Source organism: Pseudomonas sp. BBP2017, from assembly GCF_003024385.1.
GTDB lineage: Bacteria > Pseudomonadota > Gammaproteobacteria > Pseudomonadales > Pseudomonadaceae > Aquipseudomonas.
Genome location: NZ_PVZN01000002.1, coordinates 170041 through 187603 on the forward strand (window position 1 = coordinate 170041; position 17563 = coordinate 187603).

General features: G+C 60.3%; 12 protein-coding genes and 4 pseudogenes. 8 read left to right on the plus strand and 8 right to left on the minus strand.

The genetic code is table 11. The annotated features are described in order from the left end of the window. Nucleotides 1-30 precede the first annotated feature (30 nt). From C6382_RS03660 to C6382_RS03670, 3 genes are read right to left on the minus strand one after another with little or no spacing between them, the layout of a single operon-like run. Nucleotides 31-945 (minus strand): FAD:protein FMN transferase, encoded by a 915-nt coding sequence (locus C6382_RS03660; RefSeq protein WP_107023180.1) that lies wholly within the window; start codon nucleotides 943-945, stop codon nucleotides 31-33. Then, entirely contained in the window at nucleotides 935-3145 is a 2211-nt protein-coding gene (locus tag C6382_RS03665) for a PepSY domain-containing protein (RefSeq protein WP_107023181.1), read from the minus strand. Before C6382_RS03665 ends, C6382_RS03660 begins: the two co-directional genes overlap by 11 nt. An 11-nt stretch (nucleotides 3146-3156) precedes the next feature. Further along, complete coding sequence (locus tag C6382_RS03670; RefSeq protein WP_107023182.1) at nucleotides 3157-3624, minus strand: DUF2271 domain-containing protein; 468 nt, start codon at nucleotides 3622-3624, stop codon at nucleotides 3157-3159. A gap of 410 nt (nucleotides 3625-4034) precedes the next feature. Between C6382_RS03670 and C6382_RS03675 the strand changes: the two genes are divergently transcribed. The 3 genes from C6382_RS03675 to C6382_RS03685 are packed head-to-tail and all read left to right on the plus strand — an operon-like array spanning nucleotide 4035 to nucleotide 7440. Continuing rightward, on the plus strand, nucleotides 4035-5129 hold the full coding sequence (locus tag C6382_RS03675; RefSeq protein WP_107023183.1) for an alpha/beta fold hydrolase: 1095 nt from the start codon (nucleotides 4035-4037) through the stop codon (nucleotides 5127-5129). 60 nt (nucleotides 5130-5189) lie between these two features. Next, nucleotides 5190-6245, plus strand: a complete 1056-nt coding sequence (locus tag C6382_RS03680) for an alpha/beta hydrolase (RefSeq protein ID WP_107023184.1) — start codon at nucleotides 5190-5192, stop codon at nucleotides 6243-6245. 19 nt (nucleotides 6246-6264) lie between these two features. Beyond that, nucleotides 6265-7440 carry a carboxymuconolactone decarboxylase family protein gene (locus C6382_RS03685; RefSeq protein ID WP_107023185.1) on the plus strand — a complete coding sequence of 392 codons (1176 nt, stop codon included), beginning with the start codon at nucleotides 6265-6267 and terminating at the stop codon, nucleotides 7438-7440. Here C6382_RS03685 and C6382_RS03690 read toward each other — a convergent pair. Continuing rightward, nucleotides 7428-8322 (minus strand): annotated as a pseudogene (locus C6382_RS03690) (LysR family transcriptional regulator). The gene C6382_RS03685 and the pseudogene C6382_RS03690 overlap by 13 nt on opposite strands. Nucleotides 8323-8620: 298 nt before the next feature. Here C6382_RS03690 and C6382_RS03695 point away from each other — a divergent pair. Next, nucleotides 8621-9691 (plus strand): acyltransferase, encoded by a 1071-nt coding sequence (locus C6382_RS03695; protein WP_146146886.1) that lies wholly within the window; start codon nucleotides 8621-8623, stop codon nucleotides 9689-9691. 343 nt (nucleotides 9692-10034) lie between these two features. Here C6382_RS03695 and C6382_RS03700 read toward each other — a convergent pair whose 3' ends face one another. Beyond that, nucleotides 10035-10685, minus strand: coding sequence for a DUF2459 domain-containing protein (locus C6382_RS03700; RefSeq protein ID WP_107023187.1), 651 nt, complete (start codon nucleotides 10683-10685; stop codon nucleotides 10035-10037). Between the two features lie 214 nt (nucleotides 10686-10899). Between C6382_RS03700 and C6382_RS03705 the strand changes: the two are divergent. Together C6382_RS03705 and C6382_RS03710 are read left to right on the plus strand one after the other, a co-directional pair. Continuing rightward, nucleotides 10900-11192 (plus strand): annotated as a pseudogene (locus C6382_RS03705) (OprD family outer membrane porin); the annotation flags it as partial. A gap of 274 nt (nucleotides 11193-11466) precedes the next feature. Continuing rightward, complete coding sequence (locus C6382_RS03710) at nucleotides 11467-13596, plus strand: TonB-dependent siderophore receptor (protein WP_107023188.1); 2130 nt, start codon at nucleotides 11467-11469, stop codon at nucleotides 13594-13596. A gap of 228 nt (nucleotides 13597-13824) precedes the next feature. Here C6382_RS03710 and C6382_RS03715 read toward each other — a convergent pair. Together C6382_RS03715 and C6382_RS03720 are read right to left on the minus strand one after the other, a co-directional pair. After that, nucleotides 13825-14001: pseudogene (locus C6382_RS03715) on the minus strand (transposase); the annotation flags it as partial. Between the two features lie 30 nt (nucleotides 14002-14031). Further along, the gene (locus C6382_RS03720) at nucleotides 14032-14370 is read right to left on the minus strand and encodes an SDR family oxidoreductase (RefSeq protein WP_256588941.1); all 339 of its coding nucleotides are present in this window, start codon (nucleotides 14368-14370) and stop codon (nucleotides 14032-14034) included. A gap of 227 nt (nucleotides 14371-14597) precedes the next feature. Between C6382_RS03720 and C6382_RS03725 the strand changes: the two genes are divergently transcribed. Beyond that, entirely contained in the window at nucleotides 14598-16103 is a 1506-nt protein-coding gene (locus tag C6382_RS03725; protein ID WP_107023189.1) for a sensor domain-containing diguanylate cyclase, read from the plus strand. Nucleotides 16104-16157: 54 nt separating this feature from the next. Next, a pseudogene (locus tag C6382_RS24275) lies at nucleotides 16158-16464 on the plus strand (MFS transporter); the annotation flags it as partial. On the opposite strand, the gene C6382_RS03735 reads toward C6382_RS24275, so the two are convergent. Further along, nucleotides 16463-17326 carry a sensor domain-containing diguanylate cyclase gene (locus C6382_RS03735; RefSeq protein ID WP_107023190.1) on the minus strand — a complete coding sequence of 288 codons (864 nt, stop codon included), beginning with the start codon at nucleotides 17324-17326 and terminating at the stop codon, nucleotides 16463-16465. The pseudogene C6382_RS24275 and the gene C6382_RS03735 sit on opposite strands and share 2 nt — an antisense overlap. Nucleotides 17327-17563: the final 237 nt, after the last annotated feature.

Consider the following 17563-nt stretch of genomic DNA (forward strand, 5'->3'; position numbering starts at 1 on the left):
CTGGCTTGGCGCCGATGGCCAAAGGACGATTCAGAGCCCGACGGCCACTTCGCGCAACTCATCGCCCTCGCGCAGCACGAAGATGGCGCCCAGGCCCTGGCGTTCGGCCAGCGCCCGGCCGCGTTCCAGCCCCAGCACCATCAGCGCCGTGGCCCAGGCATCGGCGTACATGCAGCTGGTGCACAGCACCGAGACCGAGGCCAGGTTGCTCTGCAGGGGCTCGCCGGCTGCCGGGTCCATAGTGTGCGAGTAGGTCTTTGCGTCCCGCTCGCGCCAGTGCCGGTAATCGCCGGAGGTGGCGATGGCGATGTCGGACAGGTCGAGCGCGCCCAGCACCTCGCGCCGCCCCCTGACTGGCCGCTCCAGCGCCACCTTCCAGTCACTGCCGTCGGCCTTCACGCCACGGGCGCGCATCTCGCCGTCGATACCCACCAGGTACGCGTCGATGCCGTGGGCCTCCAGGCAGCGCGCCATTTCGTCCACCGCAAAGCCCTTGGCGATGCCGTTCAGGTCCAGGGTCAGCGGGGCATGCTTGCGCACCCGCTTGAGCGCAGGGTCGATTTCCAGCGCCTCGCTGGCGCGCACGGGTCGGCCTGGAGTGCGGCCACTGGACGGCTGCGGGCCGAAGCCGTAGGCCTTGACCAGTTCGCCGACCGCGATCTCGAAGGCGCCCCCGGAAGCGACGCTCACCTGCAGTGCGCTGACGAGAACCCAGAGCAGCTCGTCGGGCACTGCCAGCAACTGCCCGCAGGGCGCAGCGTTCAGGCGCATCAGGTCGGAGTCCGGATTCCAGGTCGACATCTGTCGGTCGACGCTATCGACCGCCGCCTGCAGCGCGGCACCGATGGCGGCGGTATCGAGCCCGGCCGGAGCCTGCAGCACGGCGCTGAAGCGCGTGCCCATGGTGGCTCCACTCAGGTTGTAGCGCAGCTGTTCAGTAGACATCCTCACGATACCTCCCTTGCAGGCGGAACTGTTCGACACTGCTGCCCAGCCCCTGCAGCAACGGCTCGATTACCTCGCGAACGCCGGCCGCCATCTCCCGCGAACCGCAGACCAGCACCTGTGCGCCCTGCTGAAACAGCGTGGCCAGACGCTGTGCGTCCTCGCGCAGGCGATCCTGCACATAGCGCGGCTGCGGCCCCTGGGAAAAGGCCAGGCCGAGCTCGGTCAGGCGGCCATCGGCCAGGTATGCTTCCAGCTCACGTTCGTAGAGGAAGTCCGACTGCGGATGGCGGCCGCCCCAGTACAGGTGAATCAAGCGCTGGTTGGCGTTCTTGCGCACGAAGCCGATCAGCGGGGCAAGCCCGGTGCCGGCGCCGACCAGGATCACCGGGTGCCGACCCGCCGCGGGGCGAAAGTCCGGGTGCGGCTGGATGAAACCCTCAAGCCAGTCGCCCGGCCGCAGCTTGTGCAGGCGGCTGGAACAGAGCCCGCCCGGTTGCCTGCGCACGCAGATTTCCACGGCCTCGTCCTCGTCGCTGCTGGCGATCGAGTAGAAACGCGGCGCCTGGCCTTCACCCGGGCTGATCGCCAGCAGGTCGCCCGGCATGAAGCGGGCACGACGCTGCCAGAGGCGCGCCAGGCCACGCGGGCGCGGCTCGGACTGCAGCGCAAAGCGCAGGATGGCCGCCGGCGCCTCGTTCTGCTCGCCATAGAGTTCCCGGCTGAGCAACTGCAGGCGCTGCAGGGCCACGCGCGGCTGCGCCGGAACGAGCTGCAGCGCGCAGCCCAGCCACTCGCCCAGGTTCTGCGCCAGTTTCTGGAGCGCCGCCGGCTCAGCACGATCGATGCACTGCAGCGCCAGCGAAGACGCAAAACCCTGCCGTTCGAGCTGCTGCGCCACCTGCTGGGCAAAGCCGCAGAAATGTTGGAAATGCGAGTCGCCAAAGCCCACCACGGCGGTTTCCAGATCCTTCGACGGCCGGCTGCGCTTGAGCCGCTCGAGAAACTCGCTGGCCGACTCGGGCGCCTGGCCGTCGCCATAGGTCGAGGCCAGCAGCAGCAGGTGACTGGCCTGCGGGTAGTGCGCCTGCAACTGGTTCATGCTGGCGACGTGCACCGGTAGGCCGACAGCCTGCAGCTGCGCATGCAACTGGCGGGCGTAGTGCCAGGTGCTCCCGCCCTGACTGCCGACCAGCAGGATGACCTGCGCCTGATCGGCAGGGGTAATGCCGTGCAGATCGCCGATCAGCCGCTTGCGCCGCCACCAGGCCAGCAGGCCCGAGCCGGTGAGAAACAGCAGCGCCACACTGCTGGCCGCGAGCATCAGCGACCAGAGCGGCGAACTGGCGCCGGTGTGCAGCGTGTAGGCGGTTTCATACAGGCGCTGGGTCAGGCCGTAACGCTGATAGCTGATCCACTGGCCGCTGGCGGCATTGACGAAGCCCTCACCGGTCGCCGTGCGCAGGCTGTAGTAGCTGGCCTCCTGGCTGTCGCTGGGAAACTCCAGCTCGCGCAGGTCTTCCAACGCCAGATGGCGCAGCGCCGCCAGGCTGCCCAGGGCGGCAGCCGGTGCCGAATAGGCGGCCTCGGGGTAGTCCGGGCCGGTCTCTTCATCGCCGCCGATCAGCTCCAGGCTGCTGGCCGACAGGTACAGCCCGCTCAGCGCCAGAAGCGCCAGGACCGGTAGCGCCCAACGCGCCACCACCGTGTGCCAGTGGGCCAGGCCCTTGCCCGGTGCGATCGGCAGCAGCAGACGGCGCCAGCCTCCCAGGCGGCGGGCCAGCAGCCAGGCCCCGCTCAGGCTGAGCAGCAGCAGGCCGAGCACGAGCAGGGCGCTCACCCAGCGTCCGGCCGCGCCAAGCAGCAGCTCGCGGTGCAGATCGCGGATCCAGCCCATCAGGGCGGAAGGCTCATAGGGCCCGATCACCGCGCCGCTGGCCGGATCGACCCGCAGCACGCCGCTGTCCTCGGCCGTGCTGTAGGCCACGTGCAGCTCGCCACTGGGCGCGCGTTCGATGCGCTCGATACCCGGCACGCTTGCAGCGATGCGCTCGGCAACCTGCGCCACGCTGTCAGCGGACGTCGATGCCTGCAGTTGTTCGAGCAGCTGGCTGCTGGCAAGACCAAGGCCGGTCACGGCCGAGATCAGAAGGAGAAGCCCCAGTGCGAGGCTGGCGAGCAGATGGATGCGCTGCGACATGACCAGCCTCCTCAGAACCGATAGCCGAAGCGGTCGACATAGCCCTGCGCACTGCCTTCCACCGAGCTGGCCTGACTGGTCAGCGGCAGCCTGATCTCGGCGCGGTTGTCGCGCTTGTCCTCGACGGCGCTGTCGATGCGGATCTCGTATCCGGCGTCGATCAGGGCATCTTCGAGCTCGACGACTACTTCCAGAGTTTCGCCGCTGCCGACGCTGGCGCCGGTGAGACCGTCGTATTCAGAGCGCTGGTTGCCTGAACGCACCCAGTCAGGCAGATGCTTGTAGTACTTGGCCTTCTTGCCGGCCACCCAGAGGGTGCGCTGATAATGGCCCTGGGCATCAGTGACGTAGATGGCCAGATAGGCTTCGTTGCCCCGGTACTCCTTGAGAGCGGTCTGCAGGGTGATTTCACGAGCCTGGGCGGCGACCGGCAGCGCGGTGGCGCCGGCCAGTGCTAGGGTGATGGCGGTCTTGTGCATGGCGAACCTCTCCAGAAGGGATGGTTCGACCTTAACCGGCCAGCCTGAAACCAAACTGAACGGCCCGCCTCACGTGGTTAAGATGATCTTAAGGCGCGTCAGATAGGCGAAAGTGCAACTGAGAGAAATCCGCTACACCTCGGGGCGTACTAGCGACGCCTGCTACCGCGATTTCGCTTTTGATCGAAGATGTATTGCCGCCGACAATCTAAAGCACGATCTACCTCAGAATATATAGCCCGAAATGTCTGCTTCTGGCCCTACGCTGCCCCTTCTGCAAGTGGCGATCTTTTCGATTTACTCATCGAACTTATGTGAATCTGGTATTAGTGCTATGTGATTGGCGCGGTTTATCGATTAATCGTTGAAAGGTAATTTTCTTCTCGGTGAAATCAAATCGAGAGCAAGCCATGATTCACAGCTTCATCCGCCAGAACATGCCCGCCGCTGCAAAGGTCGGCAGCCTTTGTTTCGCGCTAGGTGCCAGTGCGTTTGTCGGCGCTGACGATCACGCCCCGCTGATCATCAAGGATCAGGGCAGCCTCATTGCCGGCGGTGGATTGATCTCCCAGCCGGGAACCTTCGACCCCTACAAACCGTTGATGCCTGACGGCCAGACCTATCACGGCGACCATGCGTATGCGTTCTATCAGGTTCCCGTCGACGCTCGTGCGCTGCCGATTCTCATGCTGCATGGTGCGGGGCAGTCTGCGAAGTCCTGGGAGACAACGGCCGACGGCCGTGAAGGGTTCCAGAACATTTTCCTGCGGCGAGGATTCTCTACGTATCTGATCGACCAGCCGCGCCGTGGCGATGCGGGACGCAGCCTGGTTGAAACGACGATCAAACCAGTGCCGGACGAGCAGCTGTGGTTCAACCAATTCCGCATCGGCCTGTGGCCGGAAAGCTTCAAGGGCAGCCAGTTTCCTCGTGGGCAGGCAGCACTGGAGCAGTTCTTCCGGTCAATGACGCCCAATACCGGGCCTTACGACATTGACGTCGTATCCAATGGCGTTTTCGCGCTGTTGGAAGAAACCGGGCCGGCTATCTTGTTCACACATTCTCAGGGTGGCGGCCCCGGTTGGCTGACGGCGATCAAAAGCGCAAATGTGCGGGCCATCGTGGCATTCGAACCGGGCAGCAGCTTCGTGTTTCCAGAGGGGGAGGTGCCCGCGCCGATTGCCAGTGCGTTCGACACACTTTCGGGGCAGGCCGTATCGGCGGAACAGTTCAAAGCACTGACCCAAATCCCCATCGTTATTTTCTACGGCGACAACATCCCTGACCAACCGGTTCCGTTACCGGCCCAGGACAGTTGGCGCGCGCGGCTCGAGATGGCGCGCCTATGGCGCGATACGGTGAATCGCCATGGCGGTGACGTCAGGCTCGTTCACCTGCCGGAGATCGGTATCAAGGGCAATAGCCACTTTCCTTTTTCGGACATGAACAACGTCGAGATCGCTGATCTGGTTTCGCAGTTTCTCGCTGAAAAAAATCTTGATTGATCAAGAGCGTGACGATATCGGCCACCCCTCTCACACACTTGAAATGCCAGGAATATTTCTATGATACGAACCACGTTAAAGGCCACGTTGATGGCTACCATGATCGGGATGTCGGGCGTCGAAGCCGAGGCTGCGGACTACAAGCAGAATCCATTCACGTTGACTTACGGTGGAGCCCTGACCAGGAACGAACCGGGTAAGGTCAACATCCATCCGGTAACCTACAAGCTGAATGGCCTGGACATTGCCGCCAACGTTTACACCCCGGCGAACTATGATGCGGCGAAAAAATACCCGGTCGTCGTCGTGGCGCACCCCAATGGTGGGGTGAAGGAGCAGGTCGCGGGCCTGTATGCCCAGCGGCTCGCGGATCAGGGCTACATCACAATCACGGCGGATGCGGCGTATCAAGGGGCCAGTGGTGGTGAGCCGCGCCATGTGGACAAACCGGTGCATCGCATTGAAGACATCCATGGCATGGCGGATTTCATTACCAGCTATCCCGGCGTCGACAGCAAGCGTCTGGGCTTGCTCGGTATCTGCGGAGGTGGCGGTTATTCATTGGCGGCGGCGCAAACCGACAAGCGCTTCCAGTCGGTTGCGACCTTGAGTATGTTCAACTCTGGGCTGGTTCGCCGTAATGGCTATCAGGATTCGCAGCTGTCGACGATTCAGGAACGCTTGCAGCAGGCGTCGGCGGCCCGTGCCCAGGAAGCGGCGGGTGGGGAAGTGCTCTACGTCGGTGATGCCAAGTTGACTGATGAGCAGATCGCCAAGCTGCCGTTTGAACTGTATCGACAGGGCTTCGAGTACTACGGCAAGACCCACGCGCATCCCAACTCGACTTTCCGTTACACCCAGAGCAGCCTGATGGACCTGATGAGCTTCGATGCCACGGATCAGATTGAGCTGATCGACAAGCCGTTGCTGATGATCGCGGGCAGCAAGGCCGACAGCCTGTACATGTCGCAACAAGCCTTTGCCAAGGCCACCGGTACCCAGGACAAAAAATTGTTCACCATCGATGGCGCGACCCATATCGACACCTACTGGGTGCCTGCATATGTGGACGTCGCAATGGGCCAGTTGACCGCGTTTTACGCCAGAACGCTCTGACTTGAAGGGATACGTCCTTATGAAGAACACCTTGATAGGCATCGCGGTGTGCGCGGCGGCCCCTTTTGCCGACGCCGGTGCAGACAATGCCAGTGAGTCCCGGATCGCGCAGCAGATCAGCCGGGCGGGCAATCAGGCTTCGGTTGCGGGACCTACGGATCATTTCAGCGGGCGGGTACGCGTCAACCCCTTGTTTCCCGCCACGGACGAGATCAATGCTTCCGGCGCTTATGTAAGCTTCGAACCGGGCGCACGCTCAGCCTGGCATACCCACCCCGCAGGACAGCGATTGGTGGTAACTTCCGGCGTGGGACTGGTCCAGGAATGGGGCAAGCCGATGCAGGAAATCCGTCCGGGCGACGTGATCGTCTGTCCTCCAGGCGTCAAGCACTGGCATGGCGCCACTGCGACGAGCGCCATGACGCATCTGGCCGTGACTGGCTTGGTGGATGGCAAGAGTGTGCAATGGCTGGAGAAAGTGAGCGACGAGCAATACAACGACAACGCCCAAGGTTCGCAAGTACCGAAAGCCGAGCCTGCGACGCAACTGGTGTCCGAGACGCTGTCTGCCAAGCAACAGGCCATCCCGTTGATGGCCGCCGCCATGGCCACGAGCAACATGTCCGGGCTCAATGCCGCGTTGAATCAAGGGCTGGATGCAGGCCTGACGATCAGCGAGGCAAAGGAAATTCTGGTGCAACTCTATGCCTACAGCGGTTTTCCACGCAGTCTCAATGCACTCGGCGAGTTGATGAATGTGGTCGAGGCACGCAAGCAACGCGGCCTTCAGGACGATCCGGGGCGCGAGCCCGGTCGGGTCATTCCCGTTGGTGATGAACTCCTGGCTGCGGGCAAAGCCAATCAGACGCGAATCGCCGGTGCGCCTGTCCAGGGCCCGTTGTTCGACTTCGTTCCGGTCATCAACCAGTACTTGCAGGCGCATCTGTTCGGCGACATCTTCGAGCGCGACAACCTGGACTGGCAAAGTCGTGAGTTGGCCACTGTCGCTGCTTTAGCTGTCACTCCTGGTGTCGAGCCGCAACTGCGCTCGCACATGGCTGCCAGTCTGCGGGTCGGTTTGACCGCTTCACAGTTGCGTCAACTGACCCAACTGCTGGCCGACCAAGGCGATGCTACTGCGGCCAAGCGCGCCGACGAAGCATTGGCCACCGTCCAGGCCAATCATCCCAAGTAGCGCAAGGCTTCGCGCAGCAACGTGAAAGCCGGTGAACTCTGGCGCCGGCTCGGATAGTAGAGGTGGTAGCCAGAGAACGGTTCGCACCAATCTTCGAGTACCCGAATCAATCGACCTTGCGCCACATGCGCCTGCACCAGGTCCTCCGGCATATAGGCCAGTCCCAGTCCCTGGAGAGCCGCCTCCAGGCGCATGGCGATGTTGTTGAACACCAACTGGCCTTCGACCCGCACTTTCAGTTCTTGCCCGTCCTTTTCAAACTCCCAGAGGAACAGGCCTCCGTAAGTCGGCATGCGCAGGGTGATGCAGTTGTGCACCATGAGATCACTGGGGATGACCGGCCTGGGGTATCGGGCGAAATATGCCGGGGAGCCAACTACCGCCATGCGCATGTCAGGGCCGATGCGCATCGCGATCATGTCCTTGGCTACTTGCTGACCCAGCCGTACGCCCGCGTCAAACCCCTCCGCCACAATGTCGGTCAGCCCATAGTCGACGATGATTTCGATATTGAGATCGGGATTGTCGGGCAGCAGTTTCGCTAGCACCGGATGCAACAGCGTGATCGCCGAGTGCTCACCTGCCGTGATGCGCAATTTGCCGGCTGGTTTGTCGCGGAATTCGCTGAGCAAGGCCAGTTCACTGTCGATTTCTTCAAACCGTGGGGGCGATCACCCGCAGCAAATGCTCGCCGGCTTCGGTGGGGGAGACGCTGCGTGTGGTACGAGCAAGCAATCTGACCCCCAGTCGCTCCTCCAACTGACGAATCGCCCGGCTCAAGGCCGGTTGAGACATGCCGAGCCGGGCGGCGGCGCGGGTGAAACTGCGCTCTTGAGCCACAGCTGAGAAGATCGCTAGCTGGTCATAGCTTTCGACGGTCATTTATACGGCCCTGTTATAAACAGCTTGCGATTATGCCATCTGTACGATTGATCGCCCGATCCCCAAGGGAGCGAAAAATAAAAAATACCAGGATGATCGCCCGCTTTTGGCCGTGAGCTGCCCTCCACGAACGGCAGCTTTGGGTTGTGGATTCAACCGGTCGAGGGCTTTTTGTGCCTGTAGGACACCAGAACCCCGAAGAGTGACCTATCCTTTTCCCTGTGCGGGGTTTGGCCATTCGCCTGCACAACGCCACTGTCTCAGATTAAGCCAACAGAGATAAAGCAGGGGTGTTCCATTGCAAAAGTCTAGGCGATATTATTTTTTCGATGGAATGCGAGGGATAGCCGCACTGGCCGTTGCGACCTATCACCTTTCCTGGATGCTGGGCTGGAAAATCCCCAGAGCTTACCTCGCCGTCGACCTATTTTTCTTGCTCAGCGGCTTTGTGATTGCACGCGCCTATGGGGAGAAGCTGGCCACCGGCGGGCTAAGTGTCTTGGGGTTCGTGAAAGTCCGAATGCTGCGACTCTATCCAGTGTATGCGCTGGGCATCTGTACAGCGGCGCTCTTACTGGCGGCTAATGTGTTAAGCGGCAGGTATGTGCTGACTTGGCCTCTATTAGAGGCGCTCGGACTGAACCTTGTGTTCCTTCCGGCCCATATTCCGGATAATCCTGACCTCTACCCAACCAATTTCCCTGCTTGGTCCTTGATGTTCGAGATCTTGGCAAACCTGGTATTCGCGTTACTCGTATTCCGCCTCCCTGACCCATCAAGGAGGATTGGCCAGTTGGCGCTACTGTCCGGCGTCGCGCTGATCGGCCTATCCTTGGCGCAATCCGGACTGAACCACGGCCCCAACTGGGGAAGCCTGGAATTTCTGTCCGGCCTGGCCCGCGCCAGCTACGGGGTACTGCTGGGCGCCGTACTGTACCGGCATCAGGATCGACTCATCCAGCGGCTCCCAGCCCAACTATCACCCTGGCTGGCCATGATAGTTGCTATGGCCGCGATGTTTGTTCCAAGTTGGACGTCGAGGTTCGACGTCCTGTTCGACCTATCCTGTGCGCTGCTCCTGTTCCCGATCATGGTGATGGCCTGTGCGTCGCGCGAGCCAGTACGTGGCGCCCGAATACTCAACTATCTCGGATCAGCGAGCTATCCACTTTATATCTTGCACATCCCCTTGGCTGGCATGTTTGCAATGATTTCTGGAAAGTTCTTCGGGGGTATCCATTCAGGATGGGGCGGTATAGTTTTCTTCATAATGATGATCCCGCTATGTGTCGTTATTGAAAATCGACTCGATATTCCACTGCGGCGACTGCTTTCTCACCCAGCGCGAGCTTTGGCACTAGAAAAGTAATCGCAGATATAAACCGAGCACATCTGTACGATCAGGCCTTGATGTCAGCAAGAGTCTTGTTCGTCTGCCTTCACTGACCGCGTCATGATCGTCCCAATTGCGTTCGTGACGATCAAAAGTGAGACAGCCATGAGCACTTTGGCCGATATCTGTCTTTCGCTACTGACTGTCCCCAGGCCAGACCGCAACTGTCGCCTTATTCCTGAGTTATGCGACACCCTCTCGGACCCTTGCCGTAAGGTATTTAGTATGTCGTCGCGTGAATCTGTCGCAGGTGCTGACTCCGTTGCGCGTTAGTGTCATTCGACACAAGGTTGGATACACCCCCAATCGTCAGCGCGGGTTAGCGGGTAACCAGGCAGGATGCACCAACCGCTGTCGCCCGGCGCAGCTGCGACATGACGTTCCCCGCCGTAATTACCGCTGTAGGCGACATTGGGCAGCTGCTCGCGGCCAGCGCCTCTGCGACCCAGGTATTGCAGGTATAAAACAGCGAATAGCGACCCTCGGCCTGGTAGAACCGGCTCTCTCTATACAGGCCAGGCCCGAGCACCGCCAAGGTGCCCGTCGCTGAGTGGGTGAAGGTCCCGGCCACGAACGCGAGCAGTCGCCGGTAGCCGTCCTCCGTCACCCGCACCTCGATGACCTCGCTTGTGGCAAAACGCCGCCTGGGGTCCCCGTCAATCTTGACCGCATGCAGCACGGTTGCCGTCGACCCGAACAAGGCTCGCAGGGCGAGGCTCAAGGTGGCCTGGGGGGCTCGGTAAAAGTCCTCGTCACCCCAGCCGAACTCAACGAAGTCGCCGTCGCCGAACTCTTCGGCCAGTGCGGGAAGCACCTGAAGTAGATCCGGGCGCGCAATTGCCAACCCGGTATGCAGGCCATGATTGACTACATAGAAGGACCGCCAATCGCCACCTTCGTCCCTTGGCGGGGCCGACGCGGTAGCGCAGCCGAGCAGCGTCAGCATCAGGGCCAGCACTACAATGCGCATGTACAAGGGGTTGGCATCTCGCTAACGAACGTGGAGGACCCCGGCAAGGGTGGGGCTATATACAAGCATAGAAGCTGACTCGCACCATCAAGCGGGCACCCATGGGCAATCGCGGCAGGCATAAATCGGCCCAGACTGTGTGAAAACACCCGCGATTGTCTAATTTTCTGATCGTCGAGATCGTAGCGGGGTCGATCATGAAGCGATTTATTGAAGGAGAGGCCGAACGCAAGTCACCTTGCTGCCCAGGACGCCGGTGCTGGTCTACAACGACGCGTGAATCCTGCCGCAAACCAATCAAGGCACACAGCTGACCAGCACCGATATCGAGGGGTGACCCTGACCGCCGGCCATCTGGACCGTTTCAAGCAGCGTGACTCGTCCGACAGCACTGGCTTGTACCTGGATGGCTATGGTGGCGCCGAGTCCGGCAACTTCACGTTCGCCGGCGCCGACTACGCAGTCAGCAAGCAGCTGCGCCTGAGCTACTTTCACGGCCAGCTCGAGTTCGATCCGTGCTTGATCGGATCAGGCCACGGACTCGCTATCGAGCAGAGTCTGTTGAAAGGTGATTTCGATTTGGAGTAGACGCGTTGGCGTATATGAAACTCCGCGCATTAGTGTTCACTTCTAGACGTAATCATCAGCGCTGGTGCCAGGCCAGTGAAGTGTCATGAGGGGCCGCGTTGGCTCGGAAATAGCTCGAGTGGCAATGAGATGCATTAGCAGATAGTATCTGCGCGCTTTCAAACCCTCTGGTCTTTTCGTTGGGCTTAAATTAATGCGCCGCATGATCGCTTCGCTGTGTCTGCTCCAAGCTGTCCCCCTGTTCGCCATGCCCGCCGAAGTGCTGGCCGCTTCCGGCAATGTCGAACTGGAAGCTGTCAACATCAATGCCGAGGCGGGCGATTACGAACGCGCCGACGGCCCGGTCGAGGGCTACCGCGCCAGCCGCTCGGCTTCGGCCACGCGCACCGACACTGCCCTGCACGAAACGCCGCAATCGATCAGCGTGGTGCCCAAGGATGTCCTGGACGACATCGGCGCCACTCGCCTGCAGGATGCGCTGGACTACGCCGGCGGCGTGGGCCGTGCCAACAATTTCGGCGGCCAGGGCCTGACCACCTTCACCGTGCGTGGCTTCACCACTGGCGAGTTCTACCGCAACGGTTTCCCCGTCAACCGCGGCTATCCCAACGCGCCGGACGCCAATACCGTCGAGCGCCTGGAGGTGATTCGCGGCCCGGCCACCGCGCTGTATGGCCGTGGCGACCCCGGTGGCACCTTCAACGTGGTCAGCAAGCAGCCGCTCCCAGAGCAGAAAGTGACCCTGGGCAGCCAGTTCGACGACCAGGGCATGCACCGGGCGACGCTGGATGCTGGCGGTCCGCTCAACCACGACGGCTCGCTCGCTTACCGCCTGAATGTGCTCGGCGAAGGCGGCGACAGCTTCCGCGATGACGTGCGTGGCGAGCGCTACGATGTGGCGCCGGTGCTCAGTTGGCAGGTCAACGACAGCACCAAGGTCATCTTCGAAGGCGACTTCATGCGCAACAACCGCCCGCTGGACCGCGGCCTGCCGCGCTATCAGACCCAGACCGGCAGCCTGTCGCGCGACACCTACCTGTGGGAGAAGGGCAGCGACAACTTGTTGCACAACGACAACAACATGGCCCAGTTGCGTTTCGAGCACCTGCTCAACGACAGCTGGACGCTGGGCGGCGGCTTCCAGTTCCTGGACGGCTCGCTCAAGGGCAATGCGGTGGAGGCCAATGGCGCGCCCGCCGATGGTCGGACTCTGCAGCGTAACTTCAACTATCGCAAGCTGGAGTGGACCGACCGCGACTGGCAGCTCAACCTGACCGGGAACTTCGATACCGGTGGCCTCAGCCACACCCTGCTGACGGGTGTGGAGTACGAGAACTACGACTACAACTCGATCATCCAGCGCTCTTCGTACACGTCAGGCACCTATCCGATCGATATCTACCGACCTGTGCTCGGTCAACCGCGTCCGCCACTGATCAAGCCGACCACCTGGAACAAGGAGAACCTGCAGACCTGGGCAGCCTTCATCCAGGACCAGGTAAGCCTGACCGAGCGCCTTAAGGCCCTGGCCGCGCTGCGCTTCGAACGCTTCGAGCATGACTACGACAACAAGCTTAACGACACTGGCGACTTTACCAAGGCGCAAAACAGCGTCACCCCGCGCCTGGGCCTGATTTACGACCTGACCGACACCGTCGCGATCTACGCCAACACCGCGCGCTCGTTCAAGCCCAACAGCGATACCCCGGCCAGTGGCGGCGGCTTCGATCCGGAGAAGGGCAAGTCTTATGAGGTGGGGGTGAAATGGGAGGCGTTGGAGCGACAGTTGAGCGTCGACGCGGCCCTCTACCACATCGTCAAGGAAAACGTGCTCACCCTGGACCCAGCCAACCCGAGCTACAGCCTGGCGGCCGGCGAGGTGCGCAGCCGTGGCCTGGACCTGAACATCGCCGGCAACATCACTCCGCAATGGAAGGTGATCGGTGGTTATGCCTATGTCGATGCCGAGGTGACCAAGGACAACCGCCTGCCCAGCGGCACGCGCCTGGCGAACATTCCGCGCAACAGCTTCAGCCTGGTCAACACCTATGAGTTCCAGGACGGCTTCGCTAAAGGCCTGGGTTTGGGGGTCGGTCTGAAGTATGTCGACGACCGCAAGGGTCAGACCGAAACCGTCACCTACACCATGGACCGCTACACGGTGGTCGACCTGCTCAGCTACTACAAAGTCAACGAGCATGTGCGCCTGAACCTGGATGTGAAGAACCTGTTCAACAAAGGGTTCGACGAAGCGGGCTGGAACAACTATGTCTACCCGGGTGCGCCGCGCACGGTCCAGGCAGGTGTGGCTTATACCTTCTGATGGTAGTCGTCAGGAGGAACTGTATCGATGTCTGTTTCTGGTCCAGATTGTGTAGAAACGTCAGATTGGGTTTTCTATATCGACGCCAGGGAACCGAGGTTACGTTTCGCAAACCGATCAAGGTCACGACGTTTCCAGGAACAGTTAAAACGGCACAGCAGCCTCTTGAAGGCCTTTGGGTGGGGTAAAAAAAGACTGGTTTTGCGCCTTAACGCTTTCATCAAGGCAATCTCGTTCCAGGCGTCGGCTCGCCTGAATGCGGTTCAGGTAGCCGTAGATGTAGGCCTTCAGGAGGACCGCGGGATGGTAAGCCGGCCGGCCAGTATCTGCCGGTATGGCACCTTCAAAGCCCAGCTTTACCAGGTCAAGTTTGTCGACAAAGACGTCGATCACGCGCACCGGATGGCTGAGCAGTAATTGGGTTGGCTGACCGGTTTACCGCGCCCGCTGTTCTTGCAGCCAGGCGATCAGTGGCAGCAAGGCTTTGGGTGCGCGAGGCGGCAGGCGATGGCCGGGACTAAGCGTGTTGAGCGCCTCGAGCACTTCAGCCCGTGATGAAGCATGCAGATTGGCCAACCCTTGCAGGGCCTGGCGCAGCGAGTCAGGTGCTTGCAGTTCGGCGCGTACAATCTGGCAGTCGAGCCCGCCCAGGGCTGTGCTTCGCTCGGGATCACGCACCCCTGCGCGCACGTGCTGCCCCTGGGCGAGGAGTGCCCGGACCAATGTGTTGCCCAGATGCTCATTGGCACCAGTGACCATCGATTGCATTTTCATGGGTTGCCTTATCCGCTGACGACGGAACCTGAAACAGATAAGACAGAATGCGGGTTGCCCTAAGGGGTAGAGTCAAGCGCTACTGATAGCTTGTGAACTCGGGCGCTCACTAATGCTTTCCCCTCCCATGCATTGTATTCTTTGACCCAGGCTAGGAATGGCCTTTGCTATGGCCGTCAGATAATGATCGCCAACACAGGAATCTGGACTTTCCATTAGGTACTGACGTGAAGCGTGCCACCCACCTCGTTTTCCTCCTGTTACTCGTCATCGGCTGTTCGCTCGCATCACTTACACTTTGGAAGGTGATCACTTCGCGAGAACGTGTGCTGGAAGATATCAACACCCATAGCCTCAATTTGACTCAAGCACTGTCTACCTATTCCGAAGGTATTGTCCGGCAAAGCGCTTTGATTCTGCTCGACCTGGTAGAGCGCTTGGAAACTGAGGGAAGTGGCCCCGCTCAAATTGAACGGCTGAAAAAACTGATTGGCCGTCAACAACCATTGATGCCTCAGCTCAGCGGAATCACTATCTACGACGGAGACGGGCGCTGGTTGATGTCATCCAACCGTCCGATTCCAGCGAGCGCCAACAGCAGCGATAGAGCCTATTTCATTCACCATCGTGCCGACCCTTCCCGAGAACCCTTTATCGGCCCTCCGATCCGCAGCCGCTCGAATCAAGAATGGGTAATCACTATTAGCCGTCGATTCAATGACGCAACTGGCAATTTCGCCGGCGTCGTGGCAGTGACACTGGGAGTTGAAAACTTTCTTAGGCTATTTGGCAAATTTGATGTCGGACAGGAAGGTGCGATCGGCCTGTCTTACACCGATGGTTCAATGTTGGTGCGTTACCCGTTCCGAGAGCAGGACATGGGGCGCAACTTCTCCAAATCGCCTATCTACGCCAAGTACTTGGTCGATAGATCGGTAGGCACCGCCTCTTTTACGTCGAGCCTGGACGGTGTGGAACGACTGTACGCCTTTCGCAAGAGCGACACGCTGCCGCTGGTCACCACTGTCGCACTGGGCAAACGCGAGGCTTTAGCTGCATGGAAGTTCGAAGCGTTGCTGTCCTTCATGGTGGTGACCGTCATGCTGGTAGTCACGGGGGGAATTGGTTGGATGCTGATCCGCGACATCCGTCGGCGGATCGCCGCTGAAGGCGAGCTGCGAGTAGCGCAGCAGCAGTTGCTCGATAGCAATCAGCAGCTAGAGCGTTTGGCGATGAATGATGCATTGACAGGGCTTGCCAATCGACGCTGCTTTGACGAAACACTCGCAGTGGAAGTGCATAGAGCGCAGCGGAACAATACCCCGCTAGCACTGCTAATGATCGATATTGATCACTTTAAATTGTTCAACGACACCTACGGGCATCCTGGTGGTGATACGTGCCTCCTGGAAGTTGCCAAGCTCTTGTCTGCGAGTCTTCGGCGCACCACCGATTTATTAGCACGCTATGGCGGTGAAGAATTGGCTGCAATCCTACCGAATACTGACGTAGAAGGAGCAAAAGTAGTCGCTCAATCGATGCTCGACCGTCTGAATAGACAGAATATTCTTCATGAAAGCAGCCCCTTTGGGCATATTACCGTGAGTATAGGCATTACCGTTGGTTCGGCGACAACGCTGGATCGCTTGCAATCGCTGCTGGATAGCGCAGATAAGGCGCTGTATAGCGCAAAGCAAAGTGGCCGCAACTGCTTGGCTGTTCGCTCAAGCTGACTCGCGCACACAAATGCCATTTTGAGAGAATGCAATTGGAACATCGCTTGACGGGTTGAGTTATTTCTCGCTGATGTGCGCGACGGACTGTGACCTTATCTGGCCATCTACCTGCTGGCGGTGCACCAGTGGAAACCTGCGAGCATTGGCCTGGTAATGAGTCTTGCTAGTGTCACTGCGTTGCTGACACCCCCCCAGCCGCAGGCCTCATCGACAGGACCTTCGCAAACGCGCAGTGGTAGCGGCTGCAGCATTACTCGTGACCGGTAGCTGCTTGGTACTGCCCTGGGTAACCCCATTCGAACTCGTGGCGCTGACCCAGACCAGAAGCGCGATCGCCGGGTCGGTGTACGCCCCGGCTACCCAGCCGCAGAGCGTTGTCTTTTTATCCGATACATCTCGCCATCCGCATGGCTGAGCAGCGTATCGGCATCTTCCCCGTCCGCAGGATAAAAGGCCACGCCGATACTGCAGGACGGCATGTTGATCGCGCCAAACTCCGCACTCAGCGGCTCAGCCATGGCCGCGAGAATCTGCGCCACCTTCTCGGCAACGGCTTCCTGCGACTGGACCTCCGTCAACAGAACGGTGAATTCATCACCCCCCATCCGCGCCACGGTATCCGTCTCACGTACGCAGGCTTGCAGCCGTCGGGCAACCATGCAGAGCACTCGGTCACCCATTGCATGCCCATACACATCATTAATGCCCTTGAAGTCATTTATATCCAGAAACAGCAAGGCCAACGTGCTGTTGTGGCGGTGTGCGGCGCGCAGGGCCGAGTCCAGGCGATCGCTGAACAGTGAGCGGTTGGTCAGGGCGGTCAGCGGATCATGATGGGCCATGAAGCGTAATTCTTCCTCGGCCTGCCTGAGGGCCGTCACGTTCCGCGCGACACCGATCCGCGCCCCTACCTCATCGGACCAGAAGGCCGCCCAGAGGATGTGCACGACACCGCCATCCTTGCGGATATAACGGTTGCGGAAATCGACGTGAGAATGACCATTCATGATCCGGATGATGGAGGCCCGTGTCACCGACAGGTCGTCAGGATGGATGTAGTCGGTGATCGGGGTGCCGGTCAGCTCGTCGGCACGGTAACCGAGCAGGGTTTCACAGGCATCACTGACAAATACAATCTGGTTGTCCCGATCGACCACGAACACCGTGTCCAGCATCAGATGGATCAGTTTGGGGTAGAGCGCTTGCAGGTCAACGGGCATAGGCCAGGATGTCCGGTTCAAATAGCTTGATCATAGCGTGACCGCGCAGGGCGGCGGCAAGCAATCCTGCAGGCTTGCGCTGCGCCTGTAAATGGACTTGCGCGCCATTGCGGCCTAGTCTCGCGCCATCTGACAAACGGATCATGCAACCGGGATTGGACTGAGCACAAGGGCGGTGACATTTGCTTCGCAAGGCTATGTGCTAATCCCTTGCGCCGAGGCCACGGTTAGCGACGC

Bases quoted from the DNA above. Each gene is read 5' to 3' on its own strand.
- C6382_RS03660 (WP_107023180.1), bottom strand. From the start codon at position 945: ATGTCTACTGAACAGCTGCGCTACAACCTGAGTGGAGCCACCATGGGC.
- C6382_RS03665 (WP_107023181.1), bottom strand. From the start codon at position 3,145: ATGTCGCAGCGCATCCATCTGCTCGCCAGCCTCGCACTGGGGCTTCTC.
- C6382_RS03670 (WP_107023182.1), bottom strand. From the start codon at position 3,624: ATGCACAAGACCGCCATCACCCTAGCACTGGCCGGCGCCACCGCGCTG.
- C6382_RS03675 (WP_107023183.1), top strand. From the start codon at position 4,035: ATGATTCACAGCTTCATCCGCCAGAACATGCCCGCCGCTGCAAAGGTC.
- C6382_RS03680 (WP_107023184.1), top strand. From the start codon at position 5,190: ATGATACGAACCACGTTAAAGGCCACGTTGATGGCTACCATGATCGGG.
- C6382_RS03685 (WP_107023185.1), top strand. From the start codon at position 6,265: ATGAAGAACACCTTGATAGGCATCGCGGTGTGCGCGGCGGCCCCTTTT.
- C6382_RS03700 (WP_107023187.1), bottom strand. From the start codon at position 10,685: ATGCGCATTGTAGTGCTGGCCCTGATGCTGACGCTGCTCGGCTGCGCT.
- C6382_RS03710 (WP_107023188.1), top strand. From the start codon at position 11,467: ATGCGCCGCATGATCGCTTCGCTGTGTCTGCTCCAAGCTGTCCCCCTG.
- C6382_RS03720 (WP_256588941.1), bottom strand. From the start codon at position 14,370: ATGAAAATGCAATCGATGGTCACTGGTGCCAATGAGCATCTGGGCAAC.
- C6382_RS03735 (WP_107023190.1), bottom strand. From the start codon at position 17,326: ATGCCCGTTGACCTGCAAGCGCTCTACCCCAAACTGATCCATCTGATG.